The 20821-nt window shown below is 67.5% G+C and carries 19 protein-coding genes and 1 pseudogene; 15 read left to right on the top strand and 5 right to left on the bottom strand.

Translation table 11 applies throughout. The features are described 5' to 3' along the window. Positions 1-295 precede the first annotated feature (295 nt). The 7 genes from rpsB (at position 296) to ADBZ6K_RS13120 (ending at position 8345) form a co-directional block, all read left to right on the top strand. Positions 296-1129, top strand: a complete 834-nt coding sequence (rpsB, locus tag ADBZ6K_RS13090; protein ID WP_526347264.1) for a 30S ribosomal protein S2 — start codon at positions 296-298, stop codon at positions 1127-1129. An 18-nt stretch (positions 1130-1147) separates the two neighbouring features. Further along, on the top strand, positions 1148-1984 hold the full coding sequence (gene tsf / locus ADBZ6K_RS13095; protein ID WP_526347266.1) for a translation elongation factor Ts: 837 nt from the start codon (positions 1148-1150) through the stop codon (positions 1982-1984). A 384-nt stretch (positions 1985-2368) separates the two neighbouring features. Further along, positions 2369-3532 carry an ABC transporter permease gene (locus tag ADBZ6K_RS13100; RefSeq protein WP_526347268.1) on the top strand — a complete coding sequence of 388 codons (1164 nt, stop codon included), beginning with the start codon at positions 2369-2371 and terminating at the stop codon, positions 3530-3532. Positions 3533-3534: 2 nt separating this feature from the next. After that, a complete protein-coding gene (locus ADBZ6K_RS13105; protein ID WP_526347270.1) occupies positions 3535-4101 on the top strand; it encodes an ABC transporter permease in 567 nt (188 codons plus the stop codon). 5 nt (positions 4102-4106) lie between these two features. Then, a complete protein-coding gene (locus tag ADBZ6K_RS13110; protein WP_526347272.1) occupies positions 4107-4823 on the top strand; it encodes an ABC transporter ATP-binding protein in 717 nt (238 codons plus the stop codon). Positions 4824-4863: 40 nt separating this feature from the next. Then, a complete protein-coding gene (locus tag ADBZ6K_RS13115) occupies positions 4864-6372 on the top strand; it encodes an amino acid permease (RefSeq protein ID WP_526347274.1) in 1509 nt (502 codons plus the stop codon). Beyond that, a complete protein-coding gene (locus tag ADBZ6K_RS13120; protein ID WP_526347276.1) occupies positions 6369-8345 on the top strand; it encodes a primary-amine oxidase in 1977 nt (658 codons plus the stop codon). Before ADBZ6K_RS13115 ends, ADBZ6K_RS13120 begins: the two co-directional genes overlap by 4 nt. An 89-nt stretch (positions 8346-8434) precedes the next feature. On the opposite strand, the gene ADBZ6K_RS13125 is transcribed toward ADBZ6K_RS13120, so the two are convergent. Continuing rightward, the gene (locus ADBZ6K_RS13125; protein ID WP_526347278.1) at positions 8435-9349 is read right to left on the bottom strand and encodes a LysR family transcriptional regulator; all 915 of its coding nucleotides are present in this window, start codon (positions 9347-9349) and stop codon (positions 8435-8437) included. A 142-nt stretch (positions 9350-9491) separates the two neighbouring features. Here ADBZ6K_RS13125 and ADBZ6K_RS13130 point away from each other — a divergent pair, with 142 nt between their 5' ends. The 3 genes and pseudogenes from ADBZ6K_RS13130 to ADBZ6K_RS13140 all read left to right on the top strand — a co-directional run bounded on the left by ADBZ6K_RS13130 (position 9492) and on the right by ADBZ6K_RS13140 (position 12829). Then, positions 9492-10586 (top strand): tartrate dehydrogenase, encoded by a 1095-nt coding sequence (locus ADBZ6K_RS13130; protein WP_526347280.1) that lies wholly within the window; start codon positions 9492-9494, stop codon positions 10584-10586. A gap of 29 nt (positions 10587-10615) precedes the next feature. Continuing rightward, entirely contained in the window at positions 10616-12076 is a 1461-nt protein-coding gene (locus ADBZ6K_RS13135; protein ID WP_526347282.1) for a dicarboxylate/amino acid:cation symporter, read from the top strand. Positions 12077-12132: 56 nt separating this feature from the next. After that, positions 12133-12829, top strand: a pseudogene (locus ADBZ6K_RS13140) (glycerate kinase). 51 nt (positions 12830-12880) lie between these two features. On the opposite strand, the gene ADBZ6K_RS13145 reads toward ADBZ6K_RS13140, so the two are convergent. The 3 genes from ADBZ6K_RS13145 to ADBZ6K_RS13155 are packed head-to-tail and all read right to left on the bottom strand — an operon-like array spanning position 12881 to position 15438. Continuing rightward, positions 12881-14008 (bottom strand): glycerate kinase, encoded by a 1128-nt coding sequence (locus ADBZ6K_RS13145; RefSeq protein WP_526347284.1) that lies wholly within the window; start codon positions 14006-14008, stop codon positions 12881-12883. Beyond that, complete coding sequence (locus tag ADBZ6K_RS13150) at positions 14005-14967, bottom strand: 2-hydroxyacid dehydrogenase (RefSeq protein WP_526347286.1); 963 nt, start codon at positions 14965-14967, stop codon at positions 14005-14007. The genes ADBZ6K_RS13145 and ADBZ6K_RS13150 overlap by 4 nt, the downstream gene beginning before the upstream one ends. A gap of 45 nt (positions 14968-15012) precedes the next feature. Beyond that, on the bottom strand, positions 15013-15438 hold the full coding sequence (locus tag ADBZ6K_RS13155) for a MarR family winged helix-turn-helix transcriptional regulator (RefSeq protein WP_526347288.1): 426 nt from the start codon (positions 15436-15438) through the stop codon (positions 15013-15015). A 45-nt stretch (positions 15439-15483) separates the two neighbouring features. Here ADBZ6K_RS13155 and ADBZ6K_RS13160 point away from each other — a divergent pair, with 45 nt between their 5' ends. From ADBZ6K_RS13160 to ADBZ6K_RS13175, 4 genes are all read left to right on the top strand, one after another. Next, a complete protein-coding gene (locus ADBZ6K_RS13160; protein WP_526347290.1) occupies positions 15484-16164 on the top strand; it encodes a class I SAM-dependent methyltransferase in 681 nt (226 codons plus the stop codon). A 122-nt stretch (positions 16165-16286) separates the two neighbouring features. Further along, positions 16287-17078, top strand: coding sequence for a UMP kinase (pyrH, locus tag ADBZ6K_RS13165; RefSeq protein WP_526347292.1), 792 nt, complete (start codon positions 16287-16289; stop codon positions 17076-17078). Positions 17079-17131: 53 nt separating this feature from the next. Beyond that, positions 17132-17689, top strand: coding sequence for a ribosome recycling factor (gene frr / locus ADBZ6K_RS13170; protein ID WP_526347294.1), 558 nt, complete (start codon positions 17132-17134; stop codon positions 17687-17689). Next, on the top strand, positions 17690-18574 hold the full coding sequence (locus ADBZ6K_RS13175) for a phosphatidate cytidylyltransferase (protein ID WP_526347296.1): 885 nt from the start codon (positions 17690-17692) through the stop codon (positions 18572-18574). On the opposite strand, the gene ADBZ6K_RS13180 is transcribed toward ADBZ6K_RS13175, so the two are convergent. Further along, entirely contained in the window at positions 18543-19478 is a 936-nt protein-coding gene (locus ADBZ6K_RS13180) for an EamA family transporter (RefSeq protein WP_526347298.1), read from the bottom strand. The genes ADBZ6K_RS13175 and ADBZ6K_RS13180 overlap by 32 nt on opposite strands. 192 nt (positions 19479-19670) lie before the next feature. Between ADBZ6K_RS13180 and rlmN the strand changes: the two genes are divergently transcribed. Continuing rightward, a complete protein-coding gene (gene rlmN, locus ADBZ6K_RS13185; protein ID WP_526347300.1) occupies positions 19671-20795 on the top strand; it encodes a dual-specificity RNA methyltransferase RlmN in 1125 nt (374 codons plus the stop codon). The last annotated feature ends 26 nt before the right edge of the window (positions 20796-20821 follow it).

The following is a 20821-nucleotide window of genomic DNA, read 5'->3' on the forward strand; positions in this document are numbered from 1 at the left end:
ACACCAGCGCCGCGACGATGATCGCGATCCACCGCATGTGCCCAGCCCAGCCGACGAGGACAGTGCATGCCAGGCCGGCGCCGGAAGCTGTGGACGGGGAGCGCTCTGTGGACGGAGCGTTGCCGGGCGGCGTGTAAACTGCTACCCGCAGCTCGCACGCGCGGGCTGACTTCGCGCGCCTGCAGCCGACCGAATGCCGGTAGGTCCCCTCACCCGGGGTCCGGCATTCCGCAGGTGCCAGGGCCCGGCTTCACCCGATGCCGGGCGTCAACCGACAACAAAAGAGGCATAACTCATGGCTGTTGTGACCATGAAGCAGCTGCTTGACAGCGGCACCCACTTCGGGCATCAGACCCGGCGCTGGAATCCCAAGATGAAGCGGTTCATCTTCACCGACCGCAACGGCATCTACATCATCGACCTGCAGCAGACGCTGACCTACATCGACAAGGCGTACGAGTTCGTCAAGGAGACCGTCGCCCACGGTGGTTCGGTCCTGTTCGTCGGCACCAAGAAGCAGGCTCAGGAGTCCATCGCCGACGAGGCGACCCGCGTCGGCATGCCCTATGTGAACCAGCGCTGGCTGGGCGGCATGCTCACCAACTTCTCCACCGTGCACAAGCGTCTGCAGCGCCTCAAGGAGCTCGAGGCGATGGAGCAGACCGGTGGCTTCGAGGGTCGCACCAAGAAGGAAATCCTGATGCTGACCCGCGAGAAGAACAAGCTCGAGCGGTCCCTGGGTGGTATCAGGGACATGCAGAAGGTGCCCTCGGCCATCTGGGTCGTCGACACCAACAAGGAGCACATCGCCGTCGGCGAGGCCCGCAAGCTGGGCATCCCGGTGATCGCGATCCTCGACACCAACTGCGATCCCGATCTGGTCGACTACCCGATCCCGGGCAACGACGACGCGATCCGCTCGGCCGCGCTGCTGACCAAGGTCGTCGCGTCTGCCGTCGCCGAGGGTCTGCAGGCCCGCGCCGGCCTGGGCAGCGGCGATGGCAAGCCCGAGGCCGATGCGGCCGAACCGCTCGCCGAATGGGAGCAGGAGCTGCTCGCCAGCGCATCGACAGGTGCACCGGCGGCCGGCGGCGACGCGACCGACACCACCACCCCAGAAGTTTCCTGACAAAAGGGAAAGGCTGAAATGGCTAACTACACCGCCGCCGACGTCAAACGACTCAGGGAGTTGACCGGCGCCGGCATGCTCGACTCGAAGAACGCGCTGGTGGACGCCGGCGGCGACTTCGACAAGGCCATCGAGCTGCTGCGCATCAAGGGCGCCAAGGACGTCGGAAAGCGCGCCGAGCGCGCGACCGCCGAGGGCCTGGTCGCCGCCAAGGGCGGTGCGCTGATCGAGCTGAACTCCGAGACCGACTTCGTCGCCAAGAATGCCGAGTTCCAGGCGCTGGCCGAGCAGGTCGTCAAGGCCGCGCTGGAGGCCAAGGCCACCGACATCGACAGCCTCAAAGCGGCTCACATCCCCGGGGACCCGGCGACCCGTACGGTCGAGCAGGCCGTCGCGGACCTGTCGGCGAAGATCGGTGAGAAGCTCGAGCTGCGCCGCGTCGCCTACTTCGACGGCGCCGTCGAGCCCTACCTGCACAAGCGTGCGGCCGACCTGCCGCCCGCCGTGGGTGTGCTGGTCGAGTTTGAGGGATCCGACGGAGCGGGCAGGGATGCCGCGCACGCTGTGGCGCTGCAGATCGCCGCGCTGAAGGCCAAGTACCTGACGCGCGACGACGTACCCGAGGACGTGGTGGCCAACGAGCGCCGCATCGCCGAGGAGACCGCCAAGGCCGAGGGTAAGCCGGAGCAGGCGCTGCCCAAGATCGTCGAGGGCCGGGTCAATGGCTACTACAAGGACGTCGTGCTGCTGGAGCAACCGTCGGTGTCCGACAACAAGAAGACCGTCAAGGCGCTTCTCGACGACGCGGGCGTGACCGTGACGCGGTTCGTCCGCTTCGAGGTCGGCCAGGCCTAGTCGTACAGCTCGGTCGTACACCTCGGTCGTACAGCTCGGCGGCCCCGCGGTGTCCCGGTGATCCGGGAAGCCGCGGGGCCGTTTTGCTGCTCATTCACGGTTGTGACAGGGCGAGGGAACCCTCGTCGCCGCGACGGGCGAAGGCCCGACGACCTGATACCAGCCGGCACCCGGTCCCGACAACGGTATTCATAGGCCCGGCACCGCTGCTGGTGGGCAATTTCGAGCGTGAACCCCCACTTTGGACGACGAAATCCGTTGCCTGCTAGACCTTCCTGTGAAGCTGCTGCAGACACGCTATGTTTACAGAAACCCCTGCGAGTTAACCCCGACGACATTCGGGGCTGTGACGGGTGAAATAAGGCGATCTCACCATCGTGACTCGTGGAGACCGTTGCGCCCGTAACCACTCGAGCACCGGCGATAGCTGCGGCTCCCGGAAACACCTTCGTGTGTCTCGTCCGGTTCGCGGTGGCCAACATCCGTCGCCGTCCCGAACGGTTTGTGCTGTCCGTCATCGGCATCGCCCTGGCTATCGCCTGTGTCACCGTCGTTCGCACGATCTCGTCGAGTTTTGCCATCACCGGCGCGGATTCGGTCACCGACGTGCTCGGCGACGCGCAGCTGTGGGCGGTGCCGGCGGCGGGCGTGCAGTATGACGCCGACGCTCAGGCGCTCGTCGCCGGCGGCGCTGCACCCTCGATCACGATCCCGCCGGGGTGGACGGCCACGCGCACCCTGTCCGGGGTGTCCGACGTCGACGGGCATCGGGTGTCGGTGCGGGGCACGGATCAAATACCCAGCGGCCAAACGACTTTGGGATCCGGCCTGGCTGACCGTCTCGGGGTGGATCCGGGCGACCGCGTCGTGGTCGGTGGCCAGAGCGTGGTGGTGTCGGTCGACGGCGCCGGCCAGTCGATGACTGTGAACACCCGCCTGGCGCGAACGGTGGTCGGAGACAACGGCTGGTGGACGATCGTGGCGCCGCCCGGTGCGGAGAACCGCCGCGACCTGGCGCGGATCTTCGCCGACGAGGTCGGGCTACCGTCGACATCGGACCCGTCGACGATGCCCGACCCAGCGGAATCCGGCCTGGTCTATGACACCGTCGGCGGTTCGGGACCGCTCACCTTCGAGCAGAAGTTCTCGGCGCTGTTCTCCGGCAAGGTCACCAGCTCGACGCTCGGGCTGATCTCGACGATCGGTCTTGCCCTCGGATTCGTCATCGCCGTGTCGTCGTTCCTCGCCGCGGTGCAGGAGCGCAAGCGTGAGTTCGGGATCATGTCGAGCATCGGTCTGGCTGACGAAGTGTTGTACTTCTTCCTCGTCGAGTCCGGGATCGTGTTCCTCGCGGCGTATGTGATCGGTGTACTCGGCGCGGGTGTCGCTGTGGCGCTGGTGATTCCCGGCATCGTGACACCGATGGCGTGGCTGCAGGCGTCGGCGATGGTCGCGGCGTTCCTGCCTGCGATGGCGATCGTCGGTGCGCTCGTGCCGGTGCACCGGTTGTTGCAGCAGAGGCCGGTCTCACTCCTGGGGGAACGATAACGATGATGCGCAAAGGCCTGTCCTACGGTTGGCTCGCCGCGCGCAGGCGGGTCCGGGAGATGGTGCTGCCCGCCATCACCACCGCGACCGGCGCGTTCCTGGTGGTCATCGTGTTCGGTATGGCCGACGGAATCCGTGCGCAGTCGGCGTCTTTGGGTCACGCCGACCAGATAAACAGGGCGGTGGTGCTGATCGCCGTCACGGTGCTGCTCGTCGGTGTCGTCGAGGTGGCGGTCGCCACCACCCGTACCGTCGCCCACCGCACCCGTGAACTCGGCGTGCTCGGCGCCAACGGTGTACCGCGTAAACCGGTGGTGACCGCGCTACTCGTCGAACCCGTCATCGCGGCGGTGCTCGGCGCCCTGGGGGGCGTGGTGCTGGCCGCCATCACCGGGATCGTGCTCGGCGCCACCGGATTCGTGCCGACGGGCGTTTCGGTCGGGGGGCTGCTCCTCGGCTCTGGGATCGCCGCGCTTGTCAGCGTCATCGCGGCCGTCGCCACCAGCATCGTGCCCACCTGGAACGCGGCTTCGCGGCCGCCTATCCGATCCCTGACGTCCGGAGGATGACCCGAATGACCGCCTTGGACAAGGAACTCGAGCAACCCGACACCGCGGCCGCACCCGTCATCGAGATCTCCGACGTCTGGAAGCTGCACAAGCTCGGCGACGAAGTGGTCAAGGCCCTGGTTGCCGCCGAACTTACCGTGATGCCAGGCGAATTCGTCTGTCTGATGGGTCCGAGCGGCAGCGGCAAGTCCACACTGCTCAACATTATCGGCGGGCTGGATCGCCCGACCAAGGGCAGCGTGAAGCTGGCCGGCGCCGACACCTCCCGACTGACGGAGAGCCAGTTCGCCGCGCTGCGCCACGACACGATCGGCTTCATCTTCCAGAGCTACAACCTGATCCCGTTCCTGTCGGCCGTGGAGAACGTCGAGCTGCCGCTCATGTTCGAACCCTACGACCGCAAAGCGCTGCGCAAGCGCGCGCTCGAACTGCTCGACCTGGTGGGGCTCAGCCACCGGGTAAACCACCAGCCGACCAAGATGTCTGGCGGCGAGCAGCAGCGCACCGCCATCGCCCGCTCGCTGATCAGCAATCCGACCCTCGTTCTGGCCGACGAACCGACGGCCAACCTCGACCACCGTACGGGGGAGACGGTGGTGCGCATGTTGCGCGACCTGTGTTCGACACTCGGTGTCACGGTGGTCGCCAGCACCCATGACCCCACGGTGGCCGACGAAGCGACCCGTGTCGTCCGGATGAAGGACGGACAAATCGTCAACTGACCAAGTCTGTTGATGCCCAACAATTTTGGGAGACATTCGAATGACGCAAGAAATGGAGGCCGCGCCGCCATCAGATCGTGACAAGCTGATGACGACCGAGCTGGTTCCCGAGCAGATCCTGCCCAAGGTGATGAGCACGTTCGGATTGACGGCGGCGTACGTGTTCATCATCTGCTGGATCACCGGCTCATCGGTGATGGCGGCGGGCGGCTGGACCGCCATCCCGATGTGGGTATTCGGCATCCTGACGTTCCTGGTGCCGGCGGGTATGGCGGTTGTCGAACTCGGCAACCTGTGGCCCGGCCAGGGCGGCGTCTACATCTGGGCGTACCGGACGATGGGGGAAACCTGGGGCTTCATCGGCGGCTACCTGTCGTGGGTGCCGGTGATCCTCAACGCGGCGTCGTCGCCCGCGGTGGTCCTGCAGTTCCTGCTGCTGGCGTTCCACGCCGAACTCGGACTGACCACCAGCATCATCCTGCAGTTGGTGATCCTGTGGACGGTGGTCGCGCTGGCGCTGGCGAAACTCGCGGCCAGTCAACGCATCATGAACATCGTCTTCGTGATCTACGGGGTGCTGGCACTGACGATCTTCGTCTGCGGCCTGCTCTACGCCGGTCAGCACGGATCCGGCACACCGTTCAGCTTGCACGACGCCATCGTCCCCAACTTCGCGGCCGCCGGATTCCTGTACGGCACCGTGCTGCTGTTCCTGCTCGGTGTGGAGACCCCGTACAACATGGGCGCGGAATTCCTGTCGGTCCGCAAGAGCGGGCCGAAGATGATCCTGTGGGGGTCGGCGGCTCTGGTGGCGATCTACCTGCTGACCACCATCGGCACCATGCTGGTGCTGCCCAGTGACGAGATCGATCCGGTGACCGGCGTGATCGCCAATCTGGGGACGTCGGGATTCCCCGGCCTGATGGAGATCGCGGCGGTCGTGCTTGCCGGCATCATCATCGTCGCGTTGATGACCTACCAGGTCGCCTATTCCCGGCTGATCTTCGTCTCCGGGCTCGAGCGTCACCTGCCGCGGCTGTTCACCCACCTCAACCCGCGCACCCGAAACCCGGTGACCGCCATCCTCATCCAAGGTGTCATCACGTCGCTGATCCTGGTCGGGCTGTACTCGCAGAGCAGCATGGCCAATGTGACCATCTATCTGCAGGGCGGCCTGAGCACGGTGTGGCTGATCTCCGGGTTCTTCTTCCTGTTCCCGCTCATCATCGCCCGCAAGAAGTACGCCGATCGCTATGCCAACGAACAGTTCTGGCGTATTCCCGGCGGCATGGTCGGCGTCTGGCTGACCGTGATCGTCGGCACGCTGGGGACCATCGGCGGCATCTACTACTCGTTCGTGACGCCCTGGATCGATGTGCCAGCGGCGACCTGGATGACCTGGGTCGGCGGCATCGGCCTCGGCATGGTCGCGTTGGGGCTGGTCGTCTACATCTTCGGCCGGCGCTCGGCGCACAAGGTGTCGCAGGAAGACGCGCTTGCCCACCTCGCCGTACTCGACCTCACCGAAGGGAAGGACATCAGCAAATGACCACGGACAGCACCCTGGTGAAGACGCCGGGGACCGGCGATTCGGTGCGTTATCCGCTGGATCCGCTGAGCGGCGACGAAATCGAGGCCGCGGCGGCGGTCGTCAAGGAATCCGAATACGGCACGGCGACACTGAAGTTCGTCATGATCCAGCTCGCGGAGCCGGACAAGACGGACACGCTTACGTTCGAAGGCGCGGCAGACCTGCCCCGGCGGGCGTTCCTGACGATGTACGACGCCGCCGTCAAGCTCGTCTACGAGGCCATCGTGGATCTCGGTGCCCGGGTGATCGATTCGTGGACCGAGGTTCCCGGACGCTTTCCGTCCTACCTGGTCGAGCACATGACGGGGGTGGAGGAGAAGGTCCGCGAGGATCCGCGCTGGCAGGAGGCGATGCGCAAGCGGGGGATCACCGACTTCGACCTCGCGATGATCGACCCGTGGCCCGCGGGCTACTACGGCCCCCAGGACCAGTACGACAGCTCGGCGCTGATCTGCCGCCCGCTGACGTTCATGCGTTCTGCGTCAGGCGAACACGGGTACGCCCGGCCGGTCGAGGGCCTGATCGTCACGTTCAGCCTCGACACCATGGAGGTCATCGACGTCGAAGATCACGGTGTGGTGCCGCTGCCGCCCAAGGCGGGCAACTACTCCGAGGAATTCATGTTCGCGGACGGCAACCGCCCAGCCTTCACCCAGTTCCGCGACGACGTGAAGCCCATCGAGATCACCCAGCCCGACGGGCCGAGCTTCACCGTCGAGGGCTGGAACGTGACGTGGCAGAAGTGGTCTCTGCGGGTGGGTTTCAACCCACGTGAGGGCATCGTGCTGCACGAGGTCACCTACACCGACCGCGGCGAGACCCGGCCGATCATCTACCGCGCCTCGCTGGCTGAGATGGTGGTGCCCTACGGCGACACCTCGCCCACCCACTGGAACAAGAACGTGTTCGACATGGGTGAGGTCGGAATGGGGTTCTCGGCCAACCCGCTGACGCTGGGGTGTGACTGTCTCGGCGAGATCTTCTACTTCGACGGCACGGTCAACGACTCCGACGGCAACGCGGTCACCATTCCCAACGCGATCTGCATGCACGAGGAGGACTACGGGATCTCCTGGAAGCACACCGATTTCCGCACCGAAGAGGTGGAGGTGCGCAGGTCACGGCGGCTAGTGGTCTCGATGATCTGCACCGTGGGCAACTATGAGTACGGATTCTTCTGGTACTTCTACAACGACGCCTCCATCGAGGTCGAGGTCAAGCTCACCGGCGTGCTCACCACCGGAGCGGTGCCCGACGGCGAAACCCCGCGCTGGGGCAAGTTGGTCGCCCCCGGCATCTACGGGCCCAACCATCAGCACTTCTTCAACTTCCGCCTGGACATGAGCGTCGACGGACCGGGAAACAGTGTTTACGAAGTGGATTCGATTCCCGAGCCCGATCCGGAGCTCAACCCCCACCACAATGCGTGGATCACCCGCGACACCCTGGTGGCCTCCGAGGCCGACGGCGCGCGGGACTGGGAGTTCTCCACCGGGCGGTACTGGAAGGTCGCCAACCCGTCCAAAATCAACGAGCTCGGCAGCCCGGTCGCCTACAAGCTGGTGCCCCGCGAGGTGGTGCCCGTGATGGTGCAGGAGGGGTCGTACATCTACGACCGCGCCCGCTTCGTCCAGCACAATCTGTGGGTCACCAAATACGATCCGGCCGAACGGTTTCCGGCCGGTGAATACATGTATCAGTGCGCCGACGCGCAGGGTCTGCCAGAGTACATCGCCGACGACGCGCCGCTGGAGGACACCGACGTCGTGCTGTGGTACACCGTCGGCGCACACCACATCGTGCGGCCCGAGGACTGGCCGGTGATGCCGTGTGCGTACATCGGCTTCCACCTCAAGCCGGTGGGCTTCTTCGACGGCAACCCAGCGCTGGACATCCCGCCGTCCCCGCCGGCGGCCTGCCACCACCACTAGCCCGCTGACGCACCACTCAGCCCGCCGAGCAGACGCAAAGGTGCCCATTCCGTAAGTAAATGAGGCACTTTCGCGTCTGCTCGCGGTTGCTAGTCGGGGTGCCGGCGGGCGTGCCTGGCCGTTCGGCTGCCGTACGCGCGCGCGTGGTCCATCAGCGTGGCCGCCGGCGGGGTGAGATGGTTCTGCCGGCTGACGGCGGCGACGTGCAGGTAGGACTCGGGGACGATGCGCTGCACATGCGCCCCGGCGCGGCGGGCGGACTCGGTCCATGCGGAGGGCATGACGGCGCGGCCGAGCCCGTTGAGCACCATCGGAAGGATGGACGTGCGATGGGCGATCTCGGCCGCGATCGTCAGGTCGTTGCCGTCGGCCAGCACGTCGTCGACGAGTGCACGCATCAGTGAACCCCGTTGGGAGACGATGACGCGGTAGCCGTCGAGGTCTTCGCGCCGCACGGTGGGTCCGTCGACGACCGGGTCGTCGGGTCCGGAGATCAGCACCAGCGCTTGGCTTTCCAGTGCGACGACGCTCAGGTCGGGGGCTCGGGTCGGCTCGGGGGAGCCGAGGACGCCGATTTCGCAGACTCCGCTGCGGACGCTGCCCAGGATCTCGTCGGGGGTGAACCCCGCTTCGGCGTTGATGGTGACGTCGGGGTGCCGGCGGGCGAACGCGGTCAAGATGGTCGTCAGTGGCTCCATGCCCGGCGAGGGCATGGTGATCAGGTCGATGCGGCCGCCCCGCAGACCTTTGAGCGCGCGCATCGCCGCCGCCGCCTCGTCGACGTCGCGCAGGACGACCCGGGCCGGACCGACCAGGGCCTTCCCGGCCTCGCTGAGCACGACCCCGCGTCCGACGCGGTGAAACAGCGGGGTGCCCAGTTCGCGTTCGAATCCCGCGATGGCCTGAGACAACGAGGGCTGGGCGACCACCAGATGCTCGGCGGCCCTGCTGAACCCGCCGTGGTCGACCACCGCCAGGAAGAACTTGAGTTGTCGGACGTCCACGGCGCCACCCTTTGACCTCGCTTGATAGGCGCAGGCTATACCCCGGATCGCAACTACGTCTTGGACTCGGTTGCCGCGCGTGGCCGCTAATGAGTGACACACGCACTGTGATGCGGACAACAATCACCCAAGGAGACGGACCATGACCGAGCAGGTTTTCAAGATCGCAGCGATCCCCGCCGACGGGGTTGGCAAGGAGGTCGTCGCCGCCGGGCGCCGGGTGCTCGACACGCTGGCCGAACGGTCCGAGGGCCGGTTCAGGTTCGAATGGACCGAATTCCCTTGGGGCTGTGAGTATCACGCACAGACCGGCCGCATGATGGCCGAGGACGGCCTGGAGACGCTGAAGGCCTTCGACGCCATCTACTTCGGCGCCGTGGGATGGCCCACCGTGCCCGACCACGTCAGCCTGTGGGGGCTGCGACTCAACGTCACCCAGAACTTCGACCAGTGGGCCAATATCCGGCCGGTGAAGTTTCTGCCCGGTGTGACCTCCCCGCTGCGCAAGGCCGACGACACCGAGCTGGACTGGGTGGTCGTGCGGGAGAACAGCGAGGGCGAATACGCCGGCCTGGGCGGACGCAATCTGTCGGGCCGCGGTGTCGGCAACGAGGTCGCCCTGCAGACCGCGCTGTTCACCGAGAAGGGCTGCGAGCGCATCATGCGGTTCGCCTTCGACCTGGCCCGGACCCGCCGGGTCAAGAAGGTGTCCAGCGTGACCAAGTCCAACGCCCAGCAGTACGGCATGGTGCTCTGGGACGAGGTCTTTGCCCGGGTCGCCGCCGACTATCCCGATGTCGCCACCGAAAGCGTGCTCGTCGACGCGATGAGCGCGAAGTTCATCCTGCATCCCGAGGAGCTGTCGGTCGTGGTGGCCTCCAACCTCAACGCCGACATCCTGTCGGATCTGGGCTCGGCGCTGGCCGGCAGCCTGGGCGTGGCGGCCAGCGCGAACCTCAACCCGGAGCGGCGCTTCCCGAGCATGTTCGAGCCGGTACACGGCTCGGCACCCGATATCGCCGGGCAGGGGGTCAGCAACCCCATCGGTGCGATCGCCAGTGCGGCGCTGATGCTGGATCACTTCGGCCTGCACGAGGAGGCCCGCAGTGTGGAGTCCGCCATCGAAACCGCCACCGGCGGCGGTGTGCTCACCCGCGACATCGGCGGCACTGCGGACACCGACGCCATGACCGACGCGATCATCACCGCCCTGACCCCGGCCCTGACGCCGGCCTGACGCCCACCCGTAACGAGAAGGTTCACATCATGATCGACATCGATTCGCCGGCCGACGATCGTCCGGCACCGCAGAAGAAGCGGTGGTTCAAGCAGCTCTACTTCTGGGTTCTGGTCGCCATCGTCCTGGGCGTCCTGGTGGGCTGGCTGGCCCCGTCGGCCGGCGAGGCGCTGGAACCCATCGGGACCACCTTCGTCACCGCCATGAAGATGCTCATCTGCCCGATCGTGTTCCTCACGATCGTCGGGGGCATCGCCAGCGTCGCGGACCTGAAAAAGGTCGGCATGACCGGGATCAAGGCCCTGACCTACTTCCAGGTGGGAACCATCCTCGCGATGGTCACCGGTCTGGTGGCGATCAACCTGTTCCGCCTGGGCGACGGCGTCAACGCCGACGTCAGCACGATGCAGGCCAGTGAGTCCGCGCAGAAACTGATCACCACCGGTGAGGAGAAGCAGTGGTGGGAGTTCATCACCCACCTGGTGCCCAACAGTGTCGTCGGCCCGTTCGTCGAGGGCGACATCCTGCAGGTCATCTTCCTGGCGGTGATCTTCGGGGTGGCGCTCAACGCGGTCGGCCAGATCGGCGGCCCCGTCCTCGGCGCGGTGAACCGCCTGACGGCCATCGTGTTCAAGGTGCTGGGCTACGTCATGAAGCTGGCCCCGCTGGGCGCGTTCGGGGCGATGGCCTACGCCGTCGGCAAGTACGGCGTGTCCACCCTGACCAGCCTGGGCAGCCTGATCCTGTTGTTCTACGCCACCTCCGCACTGTTCGTGTTCGTCGTCCTCGGCTCGGTAATGGCCTACCTGCGACTCAACATCTTCCACATGCTGCGCTACCTGCGTGAGGAACTGCTGCTGATCCTGGGCACCTCGACCGCCGAACCGGCATTGCCCGGGTTGATGCGCAAACTCGAATACGCCGGGGTCAGCAAGCCAACCGTGGGTCTGGTGGTCCCGACCGGGTACAGCTTCAACCTCGACGGGGCCGCGATCTACCTGTCCCTGGCAGCGTTGTACATCGCGCAGGCCACCAACACGCCGCTGACGATCGGCCAACAGCTGGGACTGCTCGCGGTGATGTTGCTGACCTCCAAGGGCGCCGCCGGTGTGGCAGGTGGTGGGTTCATCGCCCTGACCGCCACGCTGAGCACCATCGGTCACATCCCGGCGATCGGCATCATGCTGGTGTTCGGCATCGACAAGTTCATGTCGGAGTGCCGCGCCCTGGTCAACTTCATCGGAAACGCGGTGGCCACCCTGTTCATCGCGAAGTGGAACCGTGAACTCGATGTGGACCGGGCCCGGGATGTGTTCGCCGGCAGGAACGTTCCCGATGTTCCCACACTGCCAGGTGAGAACCCTACTGAGCTCGTGACCGTCTCCGAAGCGCCGCAGCGCACCGGGGATGGGGGCACCCTCGACGCCCGCTCCGGGGGTGGCAACAGGTGCGACGGGGTGCCGGTGCTCGCGAGCACGACTGCGCATTGAACACGACTGCACTGAACACGACGCATTGATCGAACACCCACTAACAGGAGACGACCGTGACCACCGTTCTGATCGCCCCGGACAAGTTCAAGGGCAGCCTGTCGGCCGCAGAAGTCGCCGACACCCTGGCCGGCGGGCTGACCCGGGCCGGGATGGACGTACTCACGCTGCCGCTGGCGGACGGCGGCGACGGCAGCGTCGCCGCCGCCCTGGCGGCGGGCTCCACCGCCCACCTCGTCACCGTGGCGGGCGCAACCGGCAACCCGCACAACGCGACCATCGCGATCGACGGTGACACCGCCGTCGTCGAGGTGGCCAACACCTGTGGGCTGGCCGCCGCGCCCGGCGCCGGAGCTGCGGGCGGGTGTGGCTACGCCGCCGCACTGCTGGGTGCGCGAATCGTATCCGGCGCGGACTTCTTCCTCGACCTACTTGACTTCGAAACACACTGTGCCCAAGCTGATTTCGTGATCCACCGGGGAGGGGCGCCTCGACACCCAGACATTGAGCGGCAAGCTCCCCGCGCCCGTCGCCACGCGTGCGGCGGCCAAACCCGTGATCGCCGTGGTGGGCACCGACCTGCTCGGGTCCCACGCCTCGCCATTCGCCGCCGTCTTCGCGGCGTCGGACCACTCAGCCGTCGACACTGCTCGTGATCCGATTGCCACCCGTGCCGCGCTTCGGGCCATCGCCGCGCGCATCGCCGGGAGCCCGCCGAGCAGACGCAGAAGTACCCATTTCGTAGGGAAATGAGGCACTTCTGCGTTTGCTCGCGGGGAGAACAGAGGGGAGATGGGCGGGGGGCTACCCGAGTTCGCGGCAGACTTGCGCGGTCGCCCGCGTCAGGGACTGCGGGCCCTCGCGCAGTGCCTGCTCGATGGGAGTGCCCGGCGCGGTGATGCCGACGAGCCGGTCCACGCCGTGTTCGAGCAGGACGTCGGCATCCGGTGCGACGCGTCCGGCGAAGATCACCACTCGGGCGCCCGCGCCGGTGGCGACCTCGGTGACGCCGAACGGAGTCTTGCCCATCAGCGTCTGCGCGTCCACGCTTCCTTCGCCGGTGAAGACCCAGTCCGCGTCCCGAACCGCACGTTCCAGCCCGACGGTCGCTGCGACCTCCTCGACACCGGGATTGCTTTCGGCGCTGAGGAATTCGAGGAAGGCGAAGCCGAGACCGCCCGCCGCGCCCGCGCCGGGCACCTCGGAGCGCACCTCCCCGCCGCGGGTGGCGGCGGCGACCGACGCCAGCCGGCCCAACGCGGATTCCAAGCGTTCGACGTCGGCCGGGGTCGCACCCTTCTGCGGGCCGAACACCGCGCTGGCACCCCTCGGGCCGAGTAGCGGCGCGGTGACGTCACAGGCAAGTCGGACACGCACGGCGCCCAATCGGGGATCGAGTCCGCCCAGGTCGATGTGGTCGAGACCCTCGAGGGCGGCGCCACCGGGGGGCAGGGGATTGCCGTCGGCGTCGGCGAACACGGCGCCGAGGGCGGTCAGCATGCCGGTCCCCGCGTCGTTGGTCGCCGATCCGCCCAGGCCGACCAGGAACTCGGTCGCACCGTGGTCGAGCGCGGACAGGATCAGCTGGCCGACGCCAAAACTGCTGGCCCGCAGCACGTCTCGCTCGCCCGGCGCGATCAGTTCGATTCCCGCGGCGGCGGCCACCTCGATCACCGCAAGGTTGCGGTCGGCGACGTAGCCGTATTTGGCGGAGACCGGACGGCCGAGGGCGTCCTGCGCTTCGACGGTGACATAGTCGCCGTCGAGCGCGTCGACCACCGCTTCGACGGTGCCTTCACCGCCGTCGGCCATCGGAACGCCCACGCAGTCGGCGTCGGGGAAGACCGTCAGTACGCCGTCGCGCATCGCCGCCACTGCCTCGGCCGCGCTCATCGACTCCTTGAACGAGTCCGGTGCGAGGACGAACTTCATGCGACCGGGGTCAGCGCCGGGCGGCCCCCGAGGACCGCGGCGGCGTTGTCGATGGCGAGGATGGCCATTGCGTCGCGGGTCGCTTCGCCGGCACTGCCGATGTGGGGGGTGAGGACGAGATTGGGCACGTCCAGCAGTCTAGGGTCGATGTTCGGCTCGTTTTCGAAGACGTCCAGCGCCGCGCCGCCGATCCGCCCTTCTCGCAGCGCCGTGATCAGCGCGGTTTCGTCGACCACCCCGCCGCGGGCGGTGTTGATCAGATACGCGGTCGATTTCATCGTGGCGAGCGCCGCCGCGTCGATCAGATAGTGCGTCTCGGGCGTCAGCGGGGTGAGGACGCAGACGATGTCGCTGTCGGCCAGCAGCGTCGCGGTGTCGACGAACGTGACCGCGTCCTCGGCCGTTCCGGGCCCTCTGCTGCGGGCGGTCGCCAGGACCCGCATATCGAATGCCTGCGCCCGCTTGGCCACGGCCCGCCCGATGCGTCCGTAGCCCAGGATGCCCAGCGTCGCACCCGCGCTGACATCGAGTCCGACCAGCATGCGCGGCCCCCACACCCACGGCGTGCGCGACCGGACGAACCGGTCCGCCTCGGTGATCCGCCGTGTCACGGCCAGGATCAGGGCGAACGTCAGGTCGGCGGTGCAACGGTCGAGCACGCCGGGCGTGTTGGTGACGATGACGCCCGCCGCCGTCGCGGCGGCCACGTCGATGTTGTCGTAGCCGACGGCCACGTTGGCCACCACCCGCAGCCGGTCGCCCGCCGCCGCGAGTAGGTCCGCGTCGACGCGTTCGGTGATCGTCACGACGGCCGCTGCGGCCCCGGAGATGCCCTCCTCGAGTTCGGCGCTGGTCGGTGGCGCCTCTCCGCCCACCCGCAGCGGCACGTCCAGCGAGCGCAGGTGAGCCATCGCGCGTGGCGTGAGCAGCCTTGACACATACAGCGGTCCGGCGGTCATGAGCGTCCTCCTCCGACGGCGGGGGGCCTGCCGCTGGTGATCCTCTCAGTCGGTGCCCAGCGCGGCCAGCACCCGCTTGAACTCGCGGCGCTGCGCCTCGGTGAGGCCGGACATCAGCCGCCGCTCGGCGGACTGCACGCCGGCATCGGTGCGCTTCACCAGGTCCTCGCCCGCCCGGGTGAGGCGGGCGGGCAGCGCGCGTCCCGACTCGACGCTGGCGGGCCGGGCGATCAGCCCACGCTCCTGCAGGTCGCGCACGACCGTGTTCATCGCCTGCGGGGACACCCCTGCGGCGCGTGCCAGTTCGGCGTTGGACCGATCGGGGAACCGCGACACGAACCGCAGACAGATGTATTGCGGGAACGTCAGATTCAGCGGATCGAGGACCGCGGCGGTCACGTCACCGCGCAACGCATTGGCGACCCGGTACATCAGGTACCCCAGCGGCTCATCCTCCAGGCGCACATCCATGTCAGGCATCTTGACATATATCAAGCAGATTGATACGACGGAAGGATGACAACACCACAAGATCTTTTCGAGTCGGCGTACCGCGGTGAAGCTCCCGAGTTCGAGGGCTTCCGGCCACCGTGGAGCATCGGCGAACCCCAACCCGAGATCGCCGCGCTGATCGAGGAGGGACGGTTCCACGGCGACGTGCTCGACGCCGGTTGCGGCGAGGCTGCCGTCTCGCTGTTCCTGGCCGAACGCGGCTTCACCACCGTCGGGCTGGACCTGTCGCCGACCGCCATCGAGCTGGCGCGTGCGGAGGCGGCCCGCCGCGGACTGACCAACACCTCCTTCGAGGTGGCCGACATCAGCTCCTTCACCGGATACGACGGCCGGTTCGGGACCGTCGTCGACAGCACGCTGTTCCATTCCATGCCGGTGGAGGCGCGGGAGGGCTACCAGCGCTCGATCGTGCGCGCGGCCGCTCCTGGCGCGTCGTACTTCGTGCTCGTATTCGACCGCGCGGGAATGCCGGAGAACGGACCGGCCCATCCGGTGTCGCGTGACGAACTTCACGACGTCGTGTCGCGGTACTGGGCGGTCGACGAGATCAGGCCCGCCCGCATCCACGCCTACCTGCCCGAGGGGGTCACCGCCCTGGAGGAATTTGCCGGCCTGGACATCCGCGACGAACCCAACGGCCGCAAGTCGATGGCTGCCTGGCTGCTCTCCGCGCACCTGGCCTGACGAGCGCGAAACCGCGAATTCGTCAGCGGGCGCAGGGCCAACCGGGCGAACCGGCTCGCCCTTTGGGAGGATGGTTGGGTCTGGGAACTGCGCCCCGGAGGCGCTTTGAAGCGAGGAGACCGATGGCGGAGCGAGATGTCGCTGGTGAGGCAGCTTCGGGAACCAACGGCACCGCGTCGCCGGCATCCTCGGAAGACGCGCTGATCAGGCCGATGTATTCACGTGTCCTGCTCAAGCTCGGCGGCGAGATGTTCGGTGGCGGGCAGGTGGGCCTCGACCCCGACGTCGTCGCGCTGGTCGCGCGGCAGATTGCCGAGGTGGTCCGCAGCGGGGTCCAGGTGGCCGTCGTGATCGGCGGCGGCAACTTCTTCCGCGGCGCACAGCTGCAGCAGCGCGGCATGGAGCGCACCCGCAGCGATTACATGGGCATGCTCGGCACGGTCATGAACAGCCTTGCGCTGCAGGACTTCCTGCAGAAGGAAGGCATCGACACCCGGGTTCAGACGGCCATCACCATGGGGCAGGTCGCCGAACCGTACATCCCGCTGCGGGCCAGGCGGCACCTCGAGAAGGGCCGCGTGGTGATCTTCGGGGCGGGCATGGGTTTGCCGTACTTCTCCACGGACACCACCGCCGCGCAACGCGCGCTGGAAATCGGCGCGGAGGTGGTGTTGATGGCCAAGGCCGTCGACGGGGTGTTCACCGCCGATCCCAGGGAGGACCCCGACGCGGAGCTGCTGACCGCGATCACCCACCGCCAGGTCATCGACCGCGGCCTGCGGGTGGCCGACGCCACCGCGTTCAGCCTGTGCATGGACAACGGGATGCCGATCCTGGTGTTCAACCTGCTGACCGACGGCAATATCGCGCGGGCGGTCGCAGGTGAGAAGATCGGAACTCTGGTCACCACGTGACGCGTGGTACGGGAGAATCGTCCCGGGAGAGCGACTGCGACGGGAGTTAGACAGTGATCGACGAAACCCTCTTCGACGCCGAAGAGAAGATGGAGAAGGCGGTGTCGGTGGCGCGCGACGACCTGTCGTCGATCCGCACCGGTCGGGCCAACCCTGGCATGTTCTCCCGCGTCGCGGTCGACTACTACGGATCGTCGACACCCATCACACAGCTGTCGAGCATCAACGTGCCCGAGGCGCGGCTCGTCGTCATCAAGCCCTACGAGCAGGCCCAGCTCAAACCGATCGAGGATGCCATCCGCAACTCCGACCTCGGGCTCAACCCGTCCAACGACGGAAATCTGATCCGGGTCTCGATCCCGCAGCTGACCGAGGAACGCCGCCGCGACCTCGTGAAACAGGCGAAGTCCAAGGGCGAGGATGCGAAGGTCTCGGTGCGCAACATCCGCCGCAAGGCGATGGAGGAGCTCGGCCGCATCAAGAAGGACGGCGAGGCCGGCGAGGACGACGTCAGCCGCGCCGAGAAGGACCTCGACAAATCCACCCACCAGTACACCAACCAGATCGATGAACTGGTGAAACACAAAGAGGGCGAGCTGCTGGAGGTCTAGGTGACCGACCGGCACGCAAGACCCGTGGCTAGTACCGACGCCGACCCGCCGGTCGCGGCTAAGAAGCCGTCCCGCGCGGGACGCAACCTGCCCGCTGCCATCGCGGTGGGCGTCCTGCTCGGCGGTTCGGTGATCGCCATCCTGCTGTTCGCCCGTCACCTGTGGGTCGTCATTGTGGCCGCGGCGATGCTGCTGGCCACCCACGAAGTCGTGCGCCGGCTGCGTGCCGGCGGCTTCGCCATCCCGATCGTGCCGCTACTCGTCGGCGGACAGGCCATGATCTGGCTGACCTGGCCGTTCCGGGAGGCCGGCGCCCTGGGCGCGTTCGGCGGGACCGTTGTCGCGTGCCTGATCTGGCGCCTGCTCTCCGGAGGCCTGAAGAACGCTCCGGTCAACTACCTGCGCGACGTGTCGGTCACCGTCTTCCTGGCCGCCTGGATCCCGCTGTTCGGCGCCTTCGGCGTGTTGCTGGTCTATCCGGAGGACGGTTCGGCACGCGTCTTCTGCCTGATGTTGGGGGTGGTGTTCTCCGATATCGGCGGCTACACGGCCGGCGTGCTGTTCGGCAAGCACCCGATGGTGCCGGCGATCAGCCCGAAGAAGTCCTGGGAGGGATTGGCCGGGTCGCTCGTCTTCGGTGTCGCCGCATCGGTGCTTGCCGTGACGTTCCTGCTGGACAAGCCGGCCTGGGTCGGCATTCCGCTGGGCCTGATGCTGGTCGTCACCGGAACGCTGGGCGACCTGGTCGAGTCGCAGGTCAAGCGCGACCTCGGCATCAAGGACATGGGCACCTTGCTACCCGGACATGGGGGGCTGATGGACCGTATCGACTCGGTGCTGCCGTCGGCCGTCGCTACCTGGATCGTCCTGACGCTCCTGGCCTGAGCCCTTGGCGTTTGTGGCCTGCGCCCTTGGCGCTGTAGAGCCAGCACGCCGCGGCGCCCAGCACCAGCCCGAACACGATGCCGACGTCGGGACGCTGGCCGAGCATCACCCACGAAAGCAGCCCAGCCACCGCCGGTATCACCGCGAACAGCGTCGTCACCGCAGAGGCGCCGAATCGGCCGATGGCGCGCACGTACAACGTCATCGCCAGGACGGCGTTGACGAGGACGACAGCGCCGACCGCCGCCGCGGCCTTCCACGGGTCGGTGACAGTCAACGGCATCAGGGCGGCGAGGACAGCGACGGGAATCAGGCTGACGGCGTTCTGCAGCGCGGCGGTTGCGCGAAAGTCCACGCCGGCACAGAATCGCTGCTGGTAGACGCCGCCGAGCGCCAGGCTGAACAGGGCGACCACCAGCAGGACCACCACCAGGTCGACGCCGCCGACGGCCAGCAGGCGGCCGGCGCAGGCGGCCAGCACCGCGGCCACCCCGAGCGTGAGCGCGCCGACACGCGCCCAATTCAGCCGCTCACCCAGCACCACGGTCGCCAGCAGCGCCGTGATCACCGGGTTCATCGCGATGATCACCGCACCGAGGACCGCGGGTGCGCCGTGCAGCAGCGCCAGATACAGGCAGGTGAACTGCAGTGCCTGCGTCAACAATCCGCTCACGGCGACGTGCGCGAGCGTCCGTCGCGTCGGCCACGCCACCCGGGCGGCCGCGGCCCAGCCGCCCAGGATCGCCCCGGCCAGGCCGAACCGCAGCCCGAGGACCGCCATCGGGGACATCGTCGAAACGGCAAGCGCGCCAACGGGGAAGCCGAGTGCGTAGAAGAACGTGAGGATCGACGCCGCAACGGTGGGCATGGCCGGCATGGGCGCTGCTGCCGGAGATGCTGCCATGTCTCCATGGTGTCCGGTCGCGCTGGCCGACGTCCAACGAATATCGGACGGCGGGGCTGTCCGCCGCCCGCTGACCGTCGACGTATCGCACACGAATCGTCGGCTGGCGTGTCGTGAGCCCGCGTTCACCAACCACTCGGTGGACTTGGCCGCCGTATCGGCCGCGCCGGAGATGCGATACTGGCAGCACTCATGTCTGTGTCATTGCCCCTGGTGTTCGACGCGCCGCGACGTGCCATGCCGCCGCGCCATTTCGCCGACCTTGACGACCCCGGCCGTGCCGCGGCGGTCGCCGAACTCGGGCTGCCCGCCTTCCGGGGCAAGCAGCTGGCCAACCAATACTTCGGACGGCTCATCGCCGACCCACATCAGATGACCGACCTGCCCGCTGCGGTGCGCGATGAGGTCGCCGGTGCGCTGTTCCCGCGGCTGGTCGACGCGCTGCGGGAGATCGAATGCGACTCGGGGGAGACCCGCAAGACGCTGTGGCGCGCGGTGGACGGCACGACGTTCGAGTCGGTGCTGATGCGGTACCCGCAGCGCAACACGGTGTGCATCTCGTCGCAGGCGGGCTGCGGCATGGCCTGCCCGTTCTGCGCGACCGGCCAGGGCGGCCTGAAGCGCAATCTGTCCACGGCAGAGATCCTCGAGCAGGTGCGGTCGGCGGCCGTCGAGCTACGCGACCGCGACTCCGACGCGATCGCGCCGACAGCGCGCGGCGCCCGGCTGTCCAACATCGTGTTCATGGGCATGGGTGAGCCGCTGGCCAACTACAACCGCGTCCTGGCCGCGGTCCGCCGGATCATCCAGGCGCCCCCGGGCGGGTTCGGTATCTCGGCGCGCTCGGTGACGGTGTCGACGGTGGGGCTGGCGCCCGCGATCCGCAAACTCGCCGACGAACGCCTCGGCGTGACGCTGGCGCTGTCGCTGCACGCACCCGACGACGAGCTGCGCGACACGCTCGTCCCGGTCAACAACCGGTGGAAGGTCGCCGAGGCGCTGGATGCCGCGAAGTACTACGCGGAGGTGACCGGCAGGCGTGTGTCGATCGAATACGCGCTGATCCGCGACGTCAACGACCAGGCGTGGCGCGGCGATCTGCTGGGCAAACGCCTGCACGGCGCGCTCGGGCCGCTCGCGCACGTGAACGTGATCCCGCTGAACCCGACCCCCGGAAGTGAATGGGACGCGAGTCCCAAAGCGGCCGAACGTGAGTTCGTCCGGCGGGTAAGGGAGCGCGGGGTGTCGTGCACCGTTCGTGACACGCGCGGCCGTGAGATCGCCGCCGCGTGTGGTCAGCTGGCCGCCGAAGGCTGAGGCCACATCTGGGCCCCTATATCTTG

This window comes from Mycobacterium sp. (assembly GCF_044223235.1).
GTDB lineage: Bacteria > Actinomycetota > Actinomycetes > Mycobacteriales > Mycobacteriaceae > Mycobacterium.

Bases quoted from the DNA above. Each gene is read 5' to 3' on its own strand.
- rpsB (WP_526347264.1), top strand. From the start codon at position 296: ATGGCTGTTGTGACCATGAAGCAGCTGCTTGACAGCGGCACCCACTTC.
- tsf (WP_526347266.1), top strand. From the start codon at position 1,148: ATGGCTAACTACACCGCCGCCGACGTCAAACGACTCAGGGAGTTGACC.
- ADBZ6K_RS13105 (WP_526347270.1), top strand. From the start codon at position 3,535: ATGATGCGCAAAGGCCTGTCCTACGGTTGGCTCGCCGCGCGCAGGCGG.
- ADBZ6K_RS13110 (WP_526347272.1), top strand. From the start codon at position 4,107: ATGACCGCCTTGGACAAGGAACTCGAGCAACCCGACACCGCGGCCGCA.
- ADBZ6K_RS13115 (WP_526347274.1), top strand. From the start codon at position 4,864: ATGACGCAAGAAATGGAGGCCGCGCCGCCATCAGATCGTGACAAGCTG.
- ADBZ6K_RS13120 (WP_526347276.1), top strand. From the start codon at position 6,369: ATGACCACGGACAGCACCCTGGTGAAGACGCCGGGGACCGGCGATTCG.
- ADBZ6K_RS13130 (WP_526347280.1), top strand. From the start codon at position 9,492: ATGACCGAGCAGGTTTTCAAGATCGCAGCGATCCCCGCCGACGGGGTT.
- ADBZ6K_RS13135 (WP_526347282.1), top strand. From the start codon at position 10,616: ATGATCGACATCGATTCGCCGGCCGACGATCGTCCGGCACCGCAGAAG.
- ADBZ6K_RS13145 (WP_526347284.1), bottom strand. From the start codon at position 14,008: ATGAAGTTCGTCCTCGCACCGGACTCGTTCAAGGAGTCGATGAGCGCG.
- ADBZ6K_RS13150 (WP_526347286.1), bottom strand. From the start codon at position 14,967: ATGACCGCCGGACCGCTGTATGTGTCAAGGCTGCTCACGCCACGCGCG.
- ADBZ6K_RS13155 (WP_526347288.1), bottom strand. From the start codon at position 15,438: ATGGATGTGCGCCTGGAGGATGAGCCGCTGGGGTACCTGATGTACCGG.
- ADBZ6K_RS13160 (WP_526347290.1), top strand. From the start codon at position 15,484: ATGACAACACCACAAGATCTTTTCGAGTCGGCGTACCGCGGTGAAGCT.
- pyrH (WP_526347292.1), top strand. From the start codon at position 16,287: ATGGCGGAGCGAGATGTCGCTGGTGAGGCAGCTTCGGGAACCAACGGC.
- ADBZ6K_RS13180 (WP_526347298.1), bottom strand. From the start codon at position 19,478: ATGGCAGCATCTCCGGCAGCAGCGCCCATGCCGGCCATGCCCACCGTT.
- rlmN (WP_526347300.1), top strand. From the start codon at position 19,671: ATGTCTGTGTCATTGCCCCTGGTGTTCGACGCGCCGCGACGTGCCATG.